The sequence below is a fragment of the Tistrella arctica genome, from assembly GCF_039630945.1.
GTDB lineage: Bacteria > Pseudomonadota > Alphaproteobacteria > Tistrellales > Tistrellaceae > Tistrella > Tistrella bauzanensis.
On sequence record NZ_JBBKTV010000003.1, the window covers coordinates 266,029 to 283,600 of the forward strand.

Consider the following 17,572-nt stretch of genomic DNA (forward strand, 5'->3'; position numbering starts at 1 on the left):
AGGCAGGCTTCCATCGGCGTCAGGAACAGATCCGGCACCGGCAGCAGATGCCGGTGCCGGATCGAATGATCCGATCGGATGATCGCGATCAGTTGCCGGCGGTGCGCTCAAACCGGCGCAGCAGGTCGTCGCTGCGGGTCTTGGCGCTGTCCAGCGCATCCTTGGCCGATTTGGTGCCGGCGAAGACCGCTTCCATCTCTTCCTCGATCACGTCGCGGATCTGGACGAAATTGCCCAGGCGCAGACCCTTGGAGTTCGCGGTCGGCTGGTTCAGATTGATCTGACGGATCGAGACCTCGGCCAGCGGATTCTTGTCGTAGGCGCCCTGCTTCTTGGCCAGCTCATAGGCCGCCGTGGTGATCGGCAGATAGCCGGTGAACAGATGCCAGTCGACCTGAACCTCGGGCGAGGACAGATAGGTGAAGAACTTGGCGGCGCCCTTGTATTCTTCCGCCGACTTGCCGCTGAGCACCCAGAGGGTGGCACCGCCGATGATCGAGTTCTGGGGCTTTTCAACCGCGCTCGCCCAGTAAGGCAGCATGTTGACGCCGAACTTGAAATCCTGCACCGCGTTGCGGATGCCGGCGAGCGAGGCCGAACTGTCGATATAGAGCACGCATTCGCCCGAGATGAACTTGGGCCGCGCGTCGCTGCGGCGTCCGCCGTAATCGAACGCCTTGGTCTTCTGCCATTCGCCCAGGGTCTCCAGATGCTTCACCTGCAGCGGGCCGTTGATCTCAAGCACGGTGTCGAGGCCGGCGAAGCCGTTCTCGTTGGTGGCGAAGGGCAGATTGTGCCAGGCCGACAGGTTCTCGATCTGGGTCCAACTGGGCCAGCCGGTGGTCATACCGCAGGTATAACCGGCAGCCTGCGCCTTCTTGATGTAGTCGCCGACCTGCTCCCAGGTGGCAAGATCGGTCTTGGGATCGATGCCGGCCTTGGCGGCGGCGTCGAGGTTCACATACATGACCGGGGTCGAGCTGTTGAACGGCATCGACAGCATGCGGCCGTCGGTGGTGCTGTAATAGCCGGTCACCGCCTGGAGATAGGCCTTGGGATCGAAGGGCTCGCCCGCTTCCGCCATCACCTCATAGACCGGCTTCACGGCGCCCTTGGCCGCCATCATTGTGGCCGTGCCAACCTCGAACACCTGCACGATCGCAGGCTGCTGCCCGGCGCGGAAGGCGGCGATCGCCGAGGTCATGGTCTCGGCATAGGTGCCCTTATAGACCGGCACCAGTTCGTAATCGGACTGGGTGGCGTTGAAGTTGCGGGCGATCTCCTCGACCTTCTGGCCAAGTTCGCCACCCATGGCATGCCACCATTCCACCTTGGTGGCGGCGGCGGCGGGGCTGGCGAGCCCCATGGCCACGGCGGCGGCAACGATCCAGGTCTTGTTCATGTCGACGCTCCCTGCAAGGGACCGGCCGGGTCGGCACCGGCGATCCTGACGGTTCGGTTGAGGCGGGCGACCGGATCGGAGACGACAGCGCAACCACCGACGGGAACCAGCCCCGCCGGCCGGTCAGGCCAGAGCGTCGAGAATCCGGTCGGGAAAATCGCTGAACACCGCATCGACGCCCAGCCGGACGAGATGAACGGCGCGGGTCGGGTCGTTGACGGTCCAGGCCCTGAGCGCCAGACCGCGGCCATGGACCGCCGCCACCACATCGGCGTCGATCGGCCGTTCCCACAGATGCACGGCCACCGGCGCCAGATCGGCCGTCAACCGGTCCATCTCGGCAGCACTCGGCAGGGTCTCGAACAGCAGCGCGCGCGGCAGATCGGGGGCGAGGTCGCGGGCCGTGGCCAGGGCCTCGATCTCGAACGACGACAGCAGCGGCGGCCGCTTGTCCGCCGGCCACAGCCGCATCAGCATCTCGACCACCTGCCGGGCGGTTTCAGCCGTGCGTCCGGGACAGGGCTTGATCTCGACATTGGCGTCCAGATCCCGCGCCACCAGCAGATCGATGGTCTGAGCCAGGGTCGGCACGCGGGTGCCGGCGAAACGGTCGTCGAACCAGCGCCCGGCATCCAGCGCCTGAAGCGCCGCCAGATCGAACCCCGCCGCCGGCCCATGGCCGTCGGAGGTGCGATCGACCAGATCGTCATGCATCAGCACCGGCGTTCCGCACCGGGTGAGCTTGACGTCGAACTCGACCATCGCCACACCCATATCGGCGGCGCGGGAAATGGCGGGCAGCGTGTTTTCCGGCGCGGACCCGCTGGCGCCGCGATGGCCGATAACGCGAGGATCCGACATGGGATGTGTGTTCATGAGGCATAGGTCCGATGCATCGACGAGGGTTCAACTGGCGGGCAGGCCACGATCGCCGACGTGACCGGGTTGTACCCCCGGTATTTGACGGTTTCGTGGCAGCCCGATGACTGGGCTGTGATATCGCGCGGCCATGGCAGTGCTTCCATGCACGGCGCGCGGACTTTCACGACCGGGGCTGTGGTGGTATCTAGGATCACGGATAAGAAGCCGTATATCGGCCATGTTCGCGGCGTAAAGACCCTGAGGAGACGGAATGGACGCGCTCAACAAGGTGATCGAAGGGTTCCGGCGGTTCCGGGACGACAGCATGCGCAACAACCCGACACTGTTTGCATCGCTTGCCCGCGAACAGACACCGAAGGTGATGATGATCGCCTGTTGCGACAGCCGGGTCGATCCGGCGCTGATCACGTCGGCCGATCCGGGCGATCTGTTCATCCTGCGCAACGTGGCCAATCTGGTGCCACCGTTTGAGCCCGACGGCGCCCGCCACGGCACCTCGGCGGCGCTGGAATTCGCGGTCAACGGACTGGGCGTGCAGCATGTGGTGGTGCTGGGCCATGCCAGTTGCGGCGGCATCCGCGCCCTGGTGCAGCGCGACCCCGACCAGCCCAACAACGACTTCATCGACGTCTGGATGTCGCAGATCGCCGATGTCCGGGCGCGGATCCTGCACGACCACGCCGATGTCGATGCCCATGAGCACCAGCATCTGTGCGAGCTGGAATCGATCAAGGTGTCCCTGGCCAATCTGGCCACATTCCCCTGGATCGCCGACCGGCTGACCGCCGGCACCATCCGCCTGCATGGCTGGTATTACGACATCGCCAATGCCCGCATCCTGGCCTATGACCGCGAGGCCGAGGCCTTCCTGCCGCTCTGACCCGGAGCGGACGGCAGCACCTCACCCCCGCCGGTCGCGCCTGAGCCAGCGCCGCCGGCGGGGCGCCGGAGGGGCCGTGGTGGTGACGGCCTCGCCATCGTGATCGCCATCGGTGCGGCGGCCCACCACCAGCGGCAGCAACTGGGCATAGCCATCGGCGCGCAACCGGCCCAGGCAGGCTTCGATATCCTCGGACTCGCGGCCGACCTCGTCGAGTGTGGCCGCCGCCAGCAGCAGGCTCGCCTCGATCGTCTCGGGCAGAACCCGGCCGGCGCCGGCATGACGCAGCCGCTCGGCGTGATGGGCATCATGGGCGCGGGCGACGATGGCCACGCCGGGGGCGGCATGGCGGATGGCGCGCACCGCGCGCTCGGCCGCCGCCGCGTGATCGACCGTCACCACCACCGCGGCCGCGCGCTCGATGCCGGCCGCGCGCAGCACGTCGCGGCGCGCGCCATCGCCGAAGAACACGTTGTGACCCTGAAGCCGGCCATCGGCCACCTGATCGCTGTCGAGATCCAGCGCCAGATAGGGGCTGCGGCTGTGCTCCAGCACATGCGCGACCGTGCGCCCGACGCGGCCGAAGCCCAGGATCACGACATGGGCCTCAAGGTCGGCTGCCTCTTCACCCAACTGGTCGGCGGGGGCGGCGGCCGGCGGCGCCAGCCGGCGCTCCAGCCGACGGCCCATGGCGTCCAGCAGCGGCGTCACCGCCATCGACAGGGCGACGGCGGCCGTGACCGGCGCCGCGTCGGCCCCCGCCACCAGCCCCAGCGCGCCAGCGGTGCCGATGACGACGAAGGCGAATTCTCCACCCTGGGCCAGCAGCAGGCCGCTGCGTGCCGCCAGCGGCATGGGCAGGCCGAAGACCCGGCCCAGCCCCGCCAGAACCAGTGTCTTCACCACCAGCAACCCCAGGGTCAGCGCCAGCACCAGCGGCCATTCGGCCACCACCACCCCCAGATCGACCCCCATGCCCACCGACAGGAAGAACACCCCAAGGAACAGGCCGCGCACCGGCTCGATATCGCCCTCGATCTGATGGCGGAAGGCGGTGCCGGCCAGCAGGGCGCCGGCCAGAAACGCGCCCAGCGCCAGCGACATGCCGGCCAGCGCCGTCAGCAGCGAGGTGCCCAGCACCACCAGCAGGGTGGCGCCCATGAACACATCCGGGTTGCGCAGCGCCGCGATCCGCCGGAAGGCCGGCTGCGACAGATAGCGCCCGGCCAGCGAGATGCCGACCAGCGCCACGGCGGCTTTTGCCACCGCCAGCCCCAGCGCCGCCAAGGCGTCGCCGCCGGGTGCCGCCAGCAGCGGCAGGGCCGCCAGCATCGGCACCACCGCCAGATCCTGAAACAGCAGCACCGCGATCGCCACCCGGCCGATGCGGGTGACCTGCTCGCCCCGTTCCACCAGCAATTGCAGCACAACGGCCGTGGACGACAAGGCCAGCGCGCCACCGATGATCGCAGCCGGCACCGGCGCCAGCCCCAGCGCCATGCCGATGCCGGCGGCGATGGCGCCGGTGACCAGCACCTGGGTCAGGCCCAGCCCCAGCACCAGCCGGCGCATGGCGCGCATGCGTTCGAACGACAATTCCAGGCCGATCGAGAACAGCAGGAACACCACGCCGAATTCGGCGAACAGATGCAGCGCCGGGCCTTCATCCACCAGTCCGAAGCCATGGGGCCCCACCGCCAGCCCGGTCGCCAGATAGCCCAGAACCGGCGAGGCTCCGATCCGGATCGACAGCGGCACGATCACCACGGCGGCGGCAAGGGCGGTGACGATATCGACCAGCGGTGAGAGTTCGGTCATCGGCTGAAGGCTCTCAAGGCAAGGTGTGGCGGGATCAGATGATCAGGAACCGGTTGGGCACCGCCGCGTCAACCGCAAAATACCGTCAGCACCCTGTGGGCCACATCTCGTCGTCCGCTGTGACACCTGCGTCATCACCCTGTCGTGGTGCTGTGCCATCATGCCCCGGCACCCGTCACCCCGCACCCCATGGTGTGTCATGACCAGCCGTTCCCCGCGCTCCGCCGACCTGCGCGCACCGATCCTTCCCACCCGCCCCGACACGACCCCTGTTCTGCCCGCCACGGCGCAGTCGGCCGCATCCCCCGCCATTCCCCGGCGCGGTATCCTGAAGGCCGGCGTCGCCGGGCTGATGCTGGCGGGGCTGCCGGCACCGGCGGGGGCGCGGATACCGCAGCCGGCGCGGCCGGTGACACGGGTGGCGCTGATGTCGTGCATTCATCAGGCCCGCCCGGCGCCGGCACTGGATCTGGTGGTGGGATACGACCCCGATATCGCGATCTTCGCCGGCGACAATGTCTATGGCGATGTCAGCGGCCCCGAGATGACCGAGCTTGCCGCCGCCTATGCCCTGGCCGCTACCCGGCCGGCGTTCACGGCGCTGCGCCGCGACCGGCTGGTGATGCCGATCTGGGACGATCATGACTATGGCATCAATGATGGCGGCGCCGATTTTCCCCACAAAGCGGCGGCCAAGGCGTTGTTCCAGGATTTCTGGGACGTGTCGGCCGACGATCCGCGCCGGAGTCGCGCGGGCCTGTACCATGCAGCGATCACCGGGCCGGAGGGCCGACGCGTGCAGGTGATCCTGCTGGATTGCCGCAGCTTCCGCAGCCCGTTGATCCCGACGCGGGGAGGCCAGGCGCCCGGTGGTGGCCGCTATGTGCCGTCGGGGCCGGGGCGGGCGATGCTGGGCGCCGACCAATGGGCGTGGCTGGCCGATCAGTTGCGCCAGCCCGCCGAGCTGCGGCTGGTGGTCAGTTCCATTCAGGTGATCGCCGATGGCCATGGCTGGGAAAGCTGGCGGCTGATGGCCGATGAGCGCGCCCGGCTGTGGCGGCTGATCCGCGACACCGGCGCGCGCGGCGTGGTGCTGCTGTCGGGCGACCGGCATCTGGGCGCGCTGTACCGCACCGGCCCGAGCGCCGGTGGGACTGGTGAGACCGAAGGGCCGCCCTATCCGGTGACCGAGCTGACCGCCAGCAGCGTCAACCTGCCCAATCTGGCGATCGCCGACGAGCCGGGCCCCAACCGGCTGGGGCGGGTCTGGCCGATGGAGAACTGGGGCCGGATCGATATCGACTGGTGGCAGGGTACGGTGACGCTGGCGGTGGTGGATGACGGCGGCATCACCCGGCGGCAGGCTGTGCTGCGGATCGCGGATCTGGCCTGACCGCCGTCGGCCCGTCAGGCGTCGGATCCGGCACCGACAGGGTGTCGAGCAGGTGGCGGAGCAGCACCCGCACCGGCTCGGACGGCTGACCGGCGGATTTCAACGCGATCTCGACCGCCGGCAATGGCGGGAATCCCTCGGCCGCGCCCAACAGCCGCCAGCCCGCCGGCACCGTGCTGCGCGCCAGCGCCGTGATCGCCAGACCGTTGGCCACGGCCGACTGAATGCCGGCCAGGCTGCCGCTGGTCAGTGCCACCCGCCACGGCCGGCCGGCGCGATCCAGGGCCTGAAGCGCATGGGGCCTGAAGGCGCAGCCATCGGGAAACAGCGCCAATGGTAGCGGGGTCATGGTTTCGGGGCGGTGATCGGGGGCTGCCGCCCAGACCAGTTGCTCACGGCGGATCAGGGTGCCGCCGCCATGGCCCTCGCGCCGGGTGACCAGGATCAGATCATGGGCGCCCTGGTCCATCTCGGCTTCCAGATCGGGGCTGAGGGCACAGCGTACCTCGATCTCGACCCGGGGATTGGCGGCGGCGAAGCGGGCGATGATCGGCGGCAGGAAGATGCTGGCATAATCGTCGGGCGCACCGATCCGCACCCGGCCGCGGGCGCCGGTGTCGAGCAGGCGCAGCACCGCTTCGTCGTTCAGCGCCAGGATGCGGCGGGCATAGCCGATCAGCACCTCGCCATCGGCGGTCGGCCGCACGCCGCGGCGCTCGCGGTCGACCAGCTTGCGGCCCAGCCGGTCTTCCAGCCGCCGGAGCTGCATCGACACCGCCGATTGGGTGAGGTTCAGCCGGTCGGCCGCCGCGGTGAAGCCGCCGCAATCGATCACCGCGACCAGGGCACGCAGCAGGTCGACATCCATCGCCGGCAGCACCGGATCGGGACGGCCGGGCAGCCCGGCGCGGGCGAGGTCGAGGGGCGACATGGCCATCATCTCCAGCCGTGATGATACGGTCGTCAGCATAGAGATTGATGATAGCAGCGGTGATGCGGGCTGGCGAGGCCGGGACTGGACCTTGAGCCCCGGGTCGGCGATAACCGTTGGTGGATCAACGAGCCCGCGGACATCGCACCGCGTGCCGCGCCCTTGGGAGGATGCCGGGCAGTGACGATGATGGATGAGACGCGGGACATGGAAACGGCGCGGCCGATGGTTGCGGTGGTGACCGGGTCGGGCAGCGGCGTCGGCCGGGCGGTGGCGCTGGCTTTTGCCGCGCGGGGCGCCAATGTGGTGGTGAATGCCGCCCGCAGCCATGATGCCGCCGAGGAAACCGCCGCCATGGTGCGCGCGGCCGGCGGGCAGGCGGTGGTGATCATGGGCGACATCGCCAGCGACGAGGATTGCCGGCGGATCGCCGCCGGCGCCGAGACGGCGTTCGGCGGAATCGACTGCCTGGTCAACAATGCCGGCACCACCCGGTTCTGCGACCACGCCGATCTGGAGGGGCTTAACGCACAGGATTTCCTGGATCTGTATGCCGTGAACGTGGTCGGCAGTTTCCAGATGACCCGCGCCTGCGCCCCGGCGCTGAAACGGTCGGGCCAGGGGGCTGTGGTCAACGTGTCGTCGATCGCCGGCGTTGCCGGGGTGGGCTCGTCGGTGGCCTATGCGGCATCGAAAGGCGCGCTGAACACCATGACCCTGTCGCTGGCCCGGGTGCTGGGGCCGGAAATCCGGGTCAATGCCGTCTGCCCCGGCTTCATCCAGGGCCGCTGGCTGCGCGAGGGCATGGGTGCCGACCGCTATGACGCCCAGAAGGCGAAACTTGAGCGGACCACGCCGCTGCGCCGCACGGCCGAGCCCGAAGACGTGGCCCGCGCGATTCTGGGCCTGGTTGACATGACCCACGTCACCGGCGAAACCCTGCTGGTGGATGGCGGCGCGCATCTGTTCTTCACGCCATTGGTGGCGCGCTGACCCACGAACGGACCGATACGCCCACACCGTCAAGCAAGCCCCCTGTCAGAAGGCCCGACGCCCCTCGATGAACTATGCCCATGACTTCCATGCCGGCAATTTCGCCGACATCGTCAAGCACGCGGCCCTTGCCGCCTCGGTCGCCCATCTGGCGCGCAAGGCGAAGCCGTTTGTGGTGATCGACAGCCATGCCGGCAGCGGTCTCTATGATCTGGAATCGCCCGAAAGCCTGCGCAGCGCCGAGGCGGCCGGCGGCATCGGCCGGCTGGCCGACCGGCCGGAGCCGGGCGAGCCGGCGCTGATCGGGGCATTGCGCGCGGTGCTGGATCTGGTCGATGACGGCCGTGGCCCCACCGGCTTGCGCCGGCGGTATCCGGGGTCGCCGCTGATCGCGGCGCTGGCGATGCGGCCGGGCGACCGGCTGATCGCCGCCGAAACCGTCGATCCGGTGCGCGCCCGGCTCGACCGGGTGCTGGCCGCCCGTGCGCCCCGGCCGGGGCCCCGCGTTGAGACCCTGCGCCATGACGGCTACAGCGTGCTGAAAGCCTGCCTGCCGCCGGGCGAGCGCCGGGGGCTGGCGATCATCGACCCGCCATTCGAGGACCGCGACGAGTTCGACCGGCTGGGCCGCGCGATTGAGGAGGCGTTGATCCGCTGGGCCAGCGGCAGCTATCTGATCTGGTATCCGGTCAAGGATGTGCTGGCGGCCGACGACCTGGCCACGCGGATCGCCTATGCCCTGCCCGAGCATGTGACCGCGCTCCGCGCCGAGTTGTCGGTGGTGCCGCGCGGCCTGACGGCCGGCAGCGCCCTGGCAACCGGCCTGACGACCACCGGGCTGATCGCCATCAACCCGGCCTGGCCGGTCGAAGAGGGGCTGGCGCCGCTGCTCGACTGGTGCGCGCAGCGGCTGGCGCGCGACCCGGCCCGCCCCGGCCATGCCAGCGTGACGGCACTGACGCGGGACTGACGGCGGCGGCACCGCATCCTCAGCCCGGTGTCATCAGCGGGGCGCGCGGATCACTGGTGCTGAAGGTGCCACGACCGATGACATAGACCGTGCCCTCGGCATCGCTGATCGTGACGTCGGCGACACCGATCGCCTTGCCGATGCGGCGCACCTCTCCGCGGGCGATGAGATCCACCTTGCGCGGCGCCTGCATATAGTCGATCCGCAGATTGATGGTGGGCGTGGGATAGCCCAGCATCACCGAACAGGCCATGGCGCCGGCCACGTCGACCAGCGAGGCGGTGACCCCGCCATGATAATTGCCGGCCTTGGCGAAGATGGTATAGGCCGGGTCGAAGCCCAGATGCAGCACCACGATGCCGCGTTCGGCATCGGCCGCGACCGGCTCGACCCTCAGGGTCTTGTGGAATTCGGCCGAGGCGATCAGGGATTTCAGGTCGTCGAAGGTCATCAGGGGGCTCCGTCAGATCAGCAGGCCGGGCAGCCAGAGTGTGAGGCCGGGAAAGCCGAGCAGCAGGATCATCACCACCGCCTCGGCCAGCAGAAACCACAGCACGCCCTTGAAGATGACCGGCAGGCTGATGTCGGGCGCGATCGAGCGGACCGCGAAGACATTCAGCCCCACCGGCGGGGTCATCAGGCCGATTTCGATATATTTGACCACGATGATGCCGACCCAGATCAGGTCATAGCCCAGCCGCTCGAACAGCGGCAGCAGCACCGAGATCGAGATCAGCATCACCCCGAACGGGTCGAGGAACATGCCGAGCACCAGGAACACCACCGCCATCGCCGCCAGCATCAGCACCGGTGACAGGTCGAGTGCCGCGACCGTGGAGGCGACCGCCGCCGGCAGGCCGGTCAGGGTCAGATAACGGGTCAGCATGAAGGCGCCGATGGCGATGAACAGGATCACCGCCGTGGTGCGGGCCGCATCCACGCAGGCCTGCCACAGCATCGCCGCCCGCAACCGCCCTTGCAGACCAGCGAAGAGCATGGCCAGCATCGCACCGACGCCGCCGGCTTCGGCAGGCGAGAACCAGCCGCCATAGATACCGCCCAGCACCAGCACCGCCAGCGCCGGCAGCGGCCAGGTGCGCCGGAGCAGGTCACCAACCTCGCCCGGTTGCGCCACAGGCCTTGCCGCCGGTGCCAGACCGGGAGTAAACCGGCAGCGCAGCACGATCATCACGGTATAGGCGATGGCGGTGAGGATGCCCGGCACGATGCCGGCGAAAAACAGCCGCGCCACCGATTGTTCCGCCAGAATGCCGTAGACGATCAGCGGGATCGAGGGCGGGATCAGCGCCGCCAGCGTGCCCGAACAGGCGCAGACCCCGGCGGCCAGGGCCGGCTGATAGCCGCTTTTCAACATCTGCGGAATGGCGATCCGCCCGATCGAGACCGTGGTGGCCAGGCTGGATCCGGATGCGGCGCCAAAGCCTGCGGCGGCGAGATTGGTCGCCACCGCGAGCCCGCCCGGCAACCGCGCCAGCCCCAGTTCAAAAATCCGGAACAGGCCGTCGGTCAGGCCGCTGCGCCAGGCGATGTTGCCCATCAGCAGGAACAGCGGCACCGCCGAGAATTCCCAACTGGCGGTGAATTCATAAGGCACGCGGCCCATGACACTGATCGCCGCCGGCAGCGGCAACAGCGCCGCCGTGCCGATGAAGGCGCATAGCCCCAGCACCAGCCCCACCGGCACCCGCAGGCCGATCAGGACCAGGATCGCCAGCAGCGTCAGGCAGCCTTGCAGCACCGGGCTCATCGGGCACCCTGCCCGGCCGGGACATGAGCCCTGATCATCAATCGGATCGCCCTGACCAGATCACAGGCCGAGACCCAGGCGGTGAGCGCGAAGCCCAGCGGGACCAGCCAGCGGCCGGGCCAGACCGGCAGGGCGTGACTGGTGAATTCAACCCGTTCGGCGCGCAGGGTCGCGGTCAGGGCCTGATCGCCGGTATAGAATACGAGGCCGAGGCAGGCGGCCAGGAACAGCAGCGCGGTCAGCACCGTCAGCGCGCCATCGATCCGGGGGGCGGACCGCCACCGTCCGATGGCGATGTTGACCAGATCGACCCGGATATGCGCATCCCGGGCCTGAACGCCGCCCAGCGTGCAGAACACGATCGCCACCATGTACCAGTAGGACACGACCTCGGTGGTACCGGTCAGCGGCGTGGCGGCCAGATTGCGCGCCACGACATCCATGCAGACATGCGCCGCCATCAGCAGGATGGCCACGGCCCCCAGCCAGCCGGTGATGTCGATCAGCCGAAGGCCGGGTGGACCAGAGCGGGGTGGATCAGAGCGGGGTGGACCTGAGCCGGAAGAGGTCGCCGCGTCAGTCATCGATCGCCTCGAAGATCATCAGGCAGCCCTGTGCGTGTTCTGGCCGCACGACCAGGCCACGTTCGCCGCGCTCCGGTGCGGCACCGGCGGCGGCAAGCCATATGAAACTGGCCTCGATATCATCGGTCGAGACCACGAAGCCGATCAGCCGGTCGGGGCCGGGCGCGACCGAAACCCCCGGGAAGGCATCGGCCAGCGCGCGCGGGCTGTAGATCACAAGCGCCACATGGCCACCGGCCGCCGGGCCGCCCACGCGCACCGAAACCGGGTCGGTGCCCTCGATCCGCGCCGTCCAGGGCGCGCCATAGACAGCGGCCGCCGCCAGCGGATCGGCGGCGCTGGCGATCACCGCCACCATCTGGCGGGCGTGGTTGGGATGGCTGATGACCTCGGGCCGGATGTAGTGCCACGGCGTCAGATGCTGGCAGGCATTCCAGTAGAACGGCGCCTGCTCCGGCTCAGGGATCACCACACGGAACGAGGGCGAGATGACCTCCCCGCCGCCGATCGGCCAGTCGCGGGTGATGCCGAGCGGCGGCGGCAGGCGCATGCCCAGCGCCTGCAGGTGTCGTGCGGTCTGGTCGGCATCGGTGGTGCTCATCACGGTCGAGACCGGCCCGTCGGGCGCGTCCAGAACCCGGGGCATCGGCGGCGGCGCCTTGGCCGGATCGGTCAGTTCCATGATCTCGATGTAATTGCAGGCACCGTCGATCAGGGCATCGAAACAGATCAGCCGGTTGCACAGGCCGGGCATGTCTGAGCGGGCGGTGACGGTGAAACCCAGCCGCGCGAAGCCGTCGCCGGCGGCAACCGCATCACCGGCACGAACCATCAGATGGTCGACGTCGAGGATCGCCGTGACGGCATTGGCGGGCAGATCTGCCACGGCGTCGAGGCCGAGTTCGGCGAGCAGATCGCGGGCCTCGGCGAAGGCCTGCGCCTGCGCGTTCAACGGCAATCCGATGCGGATGCGCCCGCCCTCGCCCTCATCGGCCGTGATCCGCTCTTCGCGGATCGCGAGCAGGGCGGCCGCGGCCAGACGCGCCGCCTCGCGCCGCAAGGTCGGCTTGTGAACCTTGCCGACCGCCGTCATCGGCAGCCGGGGCAGGATGCGGATCCAGCGGGGGATCGCCGCACGTTCGGGGATCAGGGCGCTCACTTCACGCAGCAGCGCCGCCGGGTCGCGATCGACCCCGACCTTCAGCATCACGAAGGCGACCGGCACCTCGCCGACCCGGCCGTCGGGCTGGCCGACCGCGGCCCCCAGCGCCACATCCGGATGGGCGTTCAGCGGCTCCTCGATCATCACCGGATCGATATTGTGGCCGCCACGGATGATGATGTCCTTGTCGCGGCCGGTGATCGCCACGAAGCCGTCGGCATCGATCAGGCCGATATCGCCGGTGTTCAGCCAGCCATCGGGCAGCAACACCCCGGCATTGGCCGCCGGATCGAGATAGCCCGCGAACAGCGCCGGCGAGCGCGCGATGATCGTGCCCGGCTGCCCCGCCGGCATCTCCTGCGCGATCCGCCCGTCGGGCGTCAGGCGCACCGCCTTCAGCGTGCACCAGGGCATGCACAGCCCGACCAGTCCGGGCACCGGATCACCTGAGGCCGGCATGTAGGTCAGCACCAGGGTTGCCTCGGTCAGCCCCCAGGCCTGGCGGATCGGAATGCCGGTCCGGGCGGTGAAGCGGCGCTGCACCTCGACCGGCAGGGCCGATGCCGAGGAAATCCAGCCGCGCACACCGGTCGCACCCGCCAGACCATCAAAAGTCTGGGTGGCGGCCGCAACCACGGTCGGCGGACCGATCATCACATCGGGCCGTGTGGCGCCGACGATCGCCCACAGGCCCGCCATCACCGCCGGATCGCGATAGCCGCGCCGCCCCATCTGCACGATGGTGCAGCCATGGGCAACGGGCGTGAACCCGCCCATCATCAGCCCGCCGACATGGAACAGCGGCATGCCGTTGGCCACCACATCGCCGGCCCGCAACCCGGCCCCGAAGCCGGCGATCACGCACATGCAGGCGATATTGTGATGGGTCAGGCGGGCGATCTTCGGCTGACCGGTGGTGCCGCCGGTGTGGAAATAGGCGGCGATGTCGTCGGGCGCCGGCGCGCCGGGCCGGTTGACCGCGGCCGGGCGCATGGCATCACGCAGGGGCTCGTAATGGCGGGCAAGGCCCCCAGCCGCATCCCCGCCCACAGGCCCGGCATCCTCGCCCACCACCAGCACATGGCGGATGCAGGGGGCAGCGGCCAGAATCGCGGGCAGCTTTTCCCAGGTGCCGTCATGGCCGGACGGTCCCTCGATGCACAGCACAGCGGCGCCGGCCCGTGCCAGCATCGCCCCGATGATGCCCGGATCGAGGAACGGATTGACCGGCATCGCGATTCCGGCATCGGCGGCGCCCCAGGCGATCTCCAGGGTCTGGGGCAGGCCGCTCAACAGGGTGGCGACAACCCCGTCACGCCCGACACCCAGGCTCTGGAACAGGGCCGATGCCCGCATCACCCGCTCGAACAGGTCGGCATACCCGATATCGACCGGCGGCCGCGAGAGATCGGCCGGCGCCTCAAGATAGCGCATGGCGGTCCGCCCGGCGAAGCGGCCGGCGGCATGGGCCAGCATGGCGGTGACCGTGCGCCCGGTGAGGTAGTCTTCGATCGGCCGGCGCTCGATGGCCGCGATATCGGCCGCGCCGTGGAAGGGGTGCAATGGCAGCGGCGCCGGACCGGTCTGGTTCAGGACATCGCCGGTCATGCCGCACCCGCGCCGGTGGCATCGGCATCATCCAGGTCGGGCCTGACGATCACCTTGCCGAAAACCTCGCGGTCCTCCAGCAGCCGCACCGCCTCGCGCCCCTCCGACAAGGGCAGGACGCGGTCGATCACCGGATCGAGCCGGCCTTCGGCCACCAGGTCCAGGCAGGCCGCGATGTCGTCGCGGGTGAAGCCGGTCGACCCCAGAATCGACATCTCGGCCATGAAGATGAAGCGGATATCGGTGGGCGGCGCATAGCCGGCGGTGGCGCCGCAGGTCAGCAGCCGGCCGCCGCGCTTCACCGACCGCAGCGACGGCACCCAACTGTCGCCGCCGGTGAAGTTCACCACCACCTCATAGCCGCCGCCCCGGAACAGCGAGCCGGTCCTGGCACGGGTATAGGCGTCGATCCTGTCCACCGAATAGTCGATGGTCTCGTGCGCGCCCAGCGCCTCAAGCCGCCGGCATTTCCCGGCCGATCCCGCCGCCGCGATCACATGCGCGCCCGCCATCCGGGCCAGCAGCACGCAGGCGGTGCCGACACCACCGCTGGCCCCCAGGATCAGCACCCGCTCCCCCGGCTGAAGCTTGCCGCGGGTGAACAGCATCCGGTAGGCGGTGCCATAGGCAACCGGCAGCGCGGCGGCGGCATCGTCGCCGACCGTGTCTGGAATGGCGATCAACTGCTCGGCCCGGCAGATGCAGTATTCGGCCATGGCGCCACGCCGGGTCTCGCCCATCATCTCGAAATGGCCGCTGGTGTCGTCGACATGGGCCGGGTTGATCAGCACCCGCGCGCCGATCTCCCAGCCTTCCACCCCGGCGCCAAGCGCTGCAATGGTGCCGGCGCAATCGCCACCGGTGATGCCGGGCAGGTCGACCTTGATGCCGGGCATGCCACGGCGCGAGAACACATCGAGATAATTGAGCGCGCAGGCACCGACCTTGACCTTGACCCAGCCGTCGGGCACGGCGGGATCGTCGATCTCGCCATAGATAAGGGCGTCGAGCGGACCATGGTTCTCAAAATAGACGGCTTTCATGGCAGGCGGCTCCTGGGCGGCGACAGATCGGAGAGAACAGCGCGCGGCATCCCGTCAGCGCCGGCCGGTCTGACCAGCGGCACGATCGGGGACTGCCTGTGGCGGGGGATGTGATGGCCGCGAGGATGCGGCGGAGACGCAGCGGCCCAAGCGCGAGGGGGGGGAAGGCCGCGCGGCGCTGGGGAGGGCGCGCGGCGCGGGCGCGCGCTCAGGCCGGCTGCGTCAGAACGGGTATTTCGAGAACACCCGCTCATTCAGAACGGCTTCGAATTTCGCCCGGTCGCCCTTGAAGGCGGGCAGCAGGCGCTCATGCCAGATCCGGAAGGTCGCGACCATCCGGTCGACGACGGCATCGCCATCGGCCAGCTTGCGATCCCGCGCCAGGGCCTTCAGGGCGGCGACCTCACCCTCCTGGAAGCCGGTCCAGCGCCGGTGCATCTCGTCATCACCGGGCGCGAAGGGGATCCTGGCCGACAAGGCGGCCTTCACCTCGGCATCCGGCAGCAGATAGGCGTTGGTGACATAATCCCACACCGCCGCCGGCATCAGCCCGATGATCCGCGCCTGATCCTCCTTGGCGATCCGGCCCCAACTGTCGCGGTTGAAGGTGATCGGTGCCGCACCTGCGATGATGCCCTGGGGCATGTCGATCACGCCCTTCACCGTGTCCTCAAGACCATAGCTGCGGATCCACGAGGTGCCGATGATGGTGCAGTCGCTCTGCCCCAGTTGCAGGGCCGGCAGGATGTCGACGATGCTGGTGCGCATCGGCGTCATCCCCAGCGCCGTGGCCCAGCGCGCCTCTGGTGAGCCGATGGTGCTGGCCCTGAGGCCGGCGAGATCGGCGGCGCTGGCAACGGGTTTGGTGCACATGGTGGCGAGCGGCGACGCCGATTGCATCAGCAGCGGCACGATACCGGCGACCCGCATCTCGTCGCGGCAGTTCTGGCAGCCGACGAACAGAATTTCGTTGATCGCCCCCATGGTGGCATAGGGATCACCGCCAAGACCGGTCATTTCCGAAATCAGCGACGAATAGGGCAGTTGGGTGGCGCTGAACTGGGTGATGAAAAAGCCGCTGTCGACCACACCATCGCGAATGCCGTCAAAGGCATTGGGGATCGAGACAAGCTGACCACCCAGAATGGGCGTGAAGCTGACCCGGCCCTCGGTGACCTCGGCGATCTGGTCCAGGATCGGCAGGACGCCCTTGCCATTGGCGGCGGAGCGTTCAGGCACGCCCGAACCATAGGTGAAACTGTCCGCCGCCGCCGGGGGGGCGACGGCCATGGCTGCGGCAAGAAGACCGGCTGCCAGCCCCCCGGGCATGAGGGCACGCTTGCGGCCGCGCAACGCGGTAGCATGATGGCGCATCAGAGTTCCCTGTCAGGATAGGTGCCGGTTGCTCCGGCATCGCATGATCCATTTGCGCCCAGCCCGAAAAGAAAGTCAACAATATTGACTATGTGATTTTCGAACAGGACCACAGGGCCTTACGTCCCGGCGCCTCGGGGCCGACACCAGAGGGCCGGCGCCTCATGGCCCGCGTTCTAGCTGCGCCGCCGGCGATGGCTGGCGCCCTGGCCGATCGAGGTGTCGATACCGGCATCACGCGCCAGCGACAGCAACTCCACCAGCGTGTCGAGGCGGTCGCCGCCGATCACCGCGCCGATATCGGCTTCGGCCCGCTTCAGCGCGCGAATGCCCATCGCCAGCAGAACGCCGCCCGCGTCGGTCACGGTCACGATCCGGCTGCGGGCATCATCGGGATCGGCGACGAAGCACACAAAGCCATGGTCTTCAAAGCTGGCCACAAGCTTGCTCATCGCCTGCTTCGAAATGCCGGCCCGCGCCGCCATGTCGGTGATGGTGGCGCCTTCAAACCGCATGGTCCTGAGGACATGGGTATGGGCCGCGTTGAGCATCGGATAGCCGCTCTCGCGCAGATAGTGCAGCGCGCGGCGGTCGAAGGCCATATGCACCTCATCGAGCAGCCGCCCCAGATTGCGCTGCCGGAAATGCTCCAGATCGTCGCCCCGCAGCATCTCCCAGTCCTGAATGTCGCCATCCATGTCGCTTGCTTTGCCCTCATCATCCAGTTAGTAAACTATATTGACTATCCAGCCCTGCCCGCAACC

The 17,572-nt window shown here is 68.8% G+C and carries 15 protein-coding genes; 4 read left to right on the forward strand and 11 right to left on the reverse strand.

The window, feature by feature from the left end:
- Positions 1-88: 88 nt before the first annotated feature.
- Entirely contained in the window at positions 89-1,402 is a 1,314-nt protein-coding gene (ugpB, locus tag WG924_RS08110; RefSeq protein WP_345932512.1) for a sn-glycerol-3-phosphate ABC transporter substrate-binding protein UgpB, read from the reverse strand.
- A 123-nt stretch (positions 1,403-1,525) separates the two neighbouring features.
- Positions 1,526-2,263 (reverse strand): glycerophosphodiester phosphodiesterase family protein, encoded by a 738-nt coding sequence (locus WG924_RS08115; protein WP_345932513.1) that lies wholly within the window; start codon positions 2,261-2,263, stop codon positions 1,526-1,528.
- A 271-nt stretch (positions 2,264-2,534) separates the two neighbouring features.
- On the opposite strand from WG924_RS08115, the gene WG924_RS08120 reads away from it, so the two are divergent.
- A complete protein-coding gene (locus tag WG924_RS08120) occupies positions 2,535-3,164 on the forward strand; it encodes a carbonic anhydrase (RefSeq protein WP_345932514.1) in 630 nt (209 codons plus the stop codon).
- Positions 3,165-3,185: 21 nt separating this feature from the next.
- On the opposite strand, the gene WG924_RS08125 is transcribed toward WG924_RS08120, so the two are convergent.
- Positions 3,186-4,982 carry a monovalent cation:proton antiporter-2 (CPA2) family protein gene (locus WG924_RS08125; RefSeq protein WP_345932515.1) on the reverse strand — a complete coding sequence of 599 codons (1,797 nt, stop codon included), beginning with the start codon at positions 4,980-4,982 and terminating at the stop codon, positions 3,186-3,188.
- Between the two features lie 199 nt (positions 4,983-5,181).
- Between WG924_RS08125 and WG924_RS08130 the strand changes: the two genes are divergently transcribed.
- Positions 5,182-6,375 (forward strand): alkaline phosphatase D family protein, encoded by a 1,194-nt coding sequence (locus WG924_RS08130; protein WP_345932516.1) that lies wholly within the window; start codon positions 5,182-5,184, stop codon positions 6,373-6,375.
- Here the strand turns inward: WG924_RS08130 and WG924_RS08135 are convergent.
- Positions 6,332-7,306 (reverse strand): LysR substrate-binding domain-containing protein, encoded by a 975-nt coding sequence (locus WG924_RS08135; protein ID WP_345932517.1) that lies wholly within the window; start codon positions 7,304-7,306, stop codon positions 6,332-6,334. The two genes, WG924_RS08130 and WG924_RS08135, sit on opposite strands and share 44 nt — an antisense overlap.
- A gap of 186 nt (positions 7,307-7,492) precedes the next feature.
- On the opposite strand from WG924_RS08135, the gene WG924_RS08140 reads away from it, so the two are divergent.
- The gene (locus tag WG924_RS08140) at positions 7,493-8,299 is read left to right on the forward strand and encodes an SDR family NAD(P)-dependent oxidoreductase (RefSeq protein ID WP_345932804.1); all 807 of its coding nucleotides are present in this window, start codon (positions 7,493-7,495) and stop codon (positions 8,297-8,299) included.
- A 67-nt stretch (positions 8,300-8,366) separates the two neighbouring features.
- Positions 8,367-9,269, forward strand: a complete 903-nt coding sequence (locus WG924_RS08145) for a 23S rRNA (adenine(2030)-N(6))-methyltransferase RlmJ (protein WP_345932518.1) — start codon at positions 8,367-8,369, stop codon at positions 9,267-9,269.
- Between the two features lie 19 nt (positions 9,270-9,288).
- Here the strand turns inward: WG924_RS08145 and WG924_RS08150 are convergent, their stop codons facing one another.
- The 7 genes from WG924_RS08150 to WG924_RS08180 form a co-directional block, all read right to left on the reverse strand.
- Positions 9,289-9,720, reverse strand: a complete 432-nt coding sequence (locus WG924_RS08150; protein WP_345932519.1) for a PaaI family thioesterase — start codon at positions 9,718-9,720, stop codon at positions 9,289-9,291.
- A gap of 12 nt (positions 9,721-9,732) precedes the next feature.
- Entirely contained in the window at positions 9,733-11,037 is a 1,305-nt protein-coding gene (locus WG924_RS08155; RefSeq protein ID WP_345932520.1) for a TRAP transporter large permease, read from the reverse strand.
- Entirely contained in the window at positions 11,034-11,513 is a 480-nt protein-coding gene (locus WG924_RS08160; protein WP_345932521.1) for a TRAP transporter small permease subunit, read from the reverse strand. Before WG924_RS08160 ends, WG924_RS08155 begins: the two co-directional genes overlap by 4 nt.
- Positions 11,514-11,613: 100 nt before the next feature.
- Entirely contained in the window at positions 11,614-14,391 is a 2,778-nt protein-coding gene (locus WG924_RS08165) for an AMP-binding protein (RefSeq protein WP_345932522.1), read from the reverse strand.
- Positions 14,388-15,434 carry a zinc-binding dehydrogenase gene (locus tag WG924_RS08170; protein ID WP_345932523.1) on the reverse strand — a complete coding sequence of 349 codons (1,047 nt, stop codon included), beginning with the start codon at positions 15,432-15,434 and terminating at the stop codon, positions 14,388-14,390. Before WG924_RS08170 ends, WG924_RS08165 begins: the two co-directional genes overlap by 4 nt.
- Positions 15,435-15,656: 222 nt before the next feature.
- Entirely contained in the window at positions 15,657-16,808 is a 1,152-nt protein-coding gene (locus WG924_RS08175) for a type 2 periplasmic-binding domain-containing protein (protein ID WP_345932524.1), read from the reverse strand.
- 176 nt (positions 16,809-16,984) lie between these two features.
- Positions 16,985-17,506 carry a MarR family winged helix-turn-helix transcriptional regulator gene (locus WG924_RS08180; RefSeq protein ID WP_345932525.1) on the reverse strand — a complete coding sequence of 174 codons (522 nt, stop codon included), beginning with the start codon at positions 17,504-17,506 and terminating at the stop codon, positions 16,985-16,987.
- Between the last annotated feature and the right edge of the window lie 66 nt (positions 17,507-17,572).

Coding starts and splice junctions, on each gene's coding strand:
- WG924_RS08125 (WP_345932515.1), bottom strand. CDS start 4,982: ATGACCGAACTCTCACCGCTGGTCGATATCGTCACCGCCCTTGCCGCC.
- WG924_RS08120 (WP_345932514.1), top strand. CDS start 2,535: ATGGACGCGCTCAACAAGGTGATCGAAGGGTTCCGGCGGTTCCGGGAC.
- WG924_RS08115 (WP_345932513.1), bottom strand. CDS start 2,263: ATGTCGGATCCTCGCGTTATCGGCCATCGCGGCGCCAGCGGGTCCGCG.
- WG924_RS08170 (WP_345932523.1), bottom strand. CDS start 15,434: ATGAAAGCCGTCTATTTTGAGAACCATGGTCCGCTCGACGCCCTTATC.
- WG924_RS08175 (WP_345932524.1), bottom strand. CDS start 16,808: ATGCGCCATCATGCTACCGCGTTGCGCGGCCGCAAGCGTGCCCTCATG.
- WG924_RS08165 (WP_345932522.1), bottom strand. CDS start 14,391: ATGACCGGCGATGTCCTGAACCAGACCGGTCCGGCGCCGCTGCCATTG.
- WG924_RS08130 (WP_345932516.1), top strand. CDS start 5,182: ATGACCAGCCGTTCCCCGCGCTCCGCCGACCTGCGCGCACCGATCCTT.
- WG924_RS08135 (WP_345932517.1), bottom strand. CDS start 7,306: ATGTCGCCCCTCGACCTCGCCCGCGCCGGGCTGCCCGGCCGTCCCGAT.
- WG924_RS08180 (WP_345932525.1), bottom strand. CDS start 17,506: ATGGATGGCGACATTCAGGACTGGGAGATGCTGCGGGGCGACGATCTG.
- WG924_RS08145 (WP_345932518.1), top strand. CDS start 8,367: ATGAACTATGCCCATGACTTCCATGCCGGCAATTTCGCCGACATCGTC.
- WG924_RS08155 (WP_345932520.1), bottom strand. CDS start 11,037: ATGAGCCCGGTGCTGCAAGGCTGCCTGACGCTGCTGGCGATCCTGGTC.
- WG924_RS08150 (WP_345932519.1), bottom strand. CDS start 9,720: ATGACCTTCGACGACCTGAAATCCCTGATCGCCTCGGCCGAATTCCAC.
- WG924_RS08140 (WP_345932804.1), top strand. CDS start 7,493: ATGATGGATGAGACGCGGGACATGGAAACGGCGCGGCCGATGGTTGCG.
- ugpB (WP_345932512.1), bottom strand. CDS start 1,402: ATGAACAAGACCTGGATCGTTGCCGCCGCCGTGGCCATGGGGCTCGCC.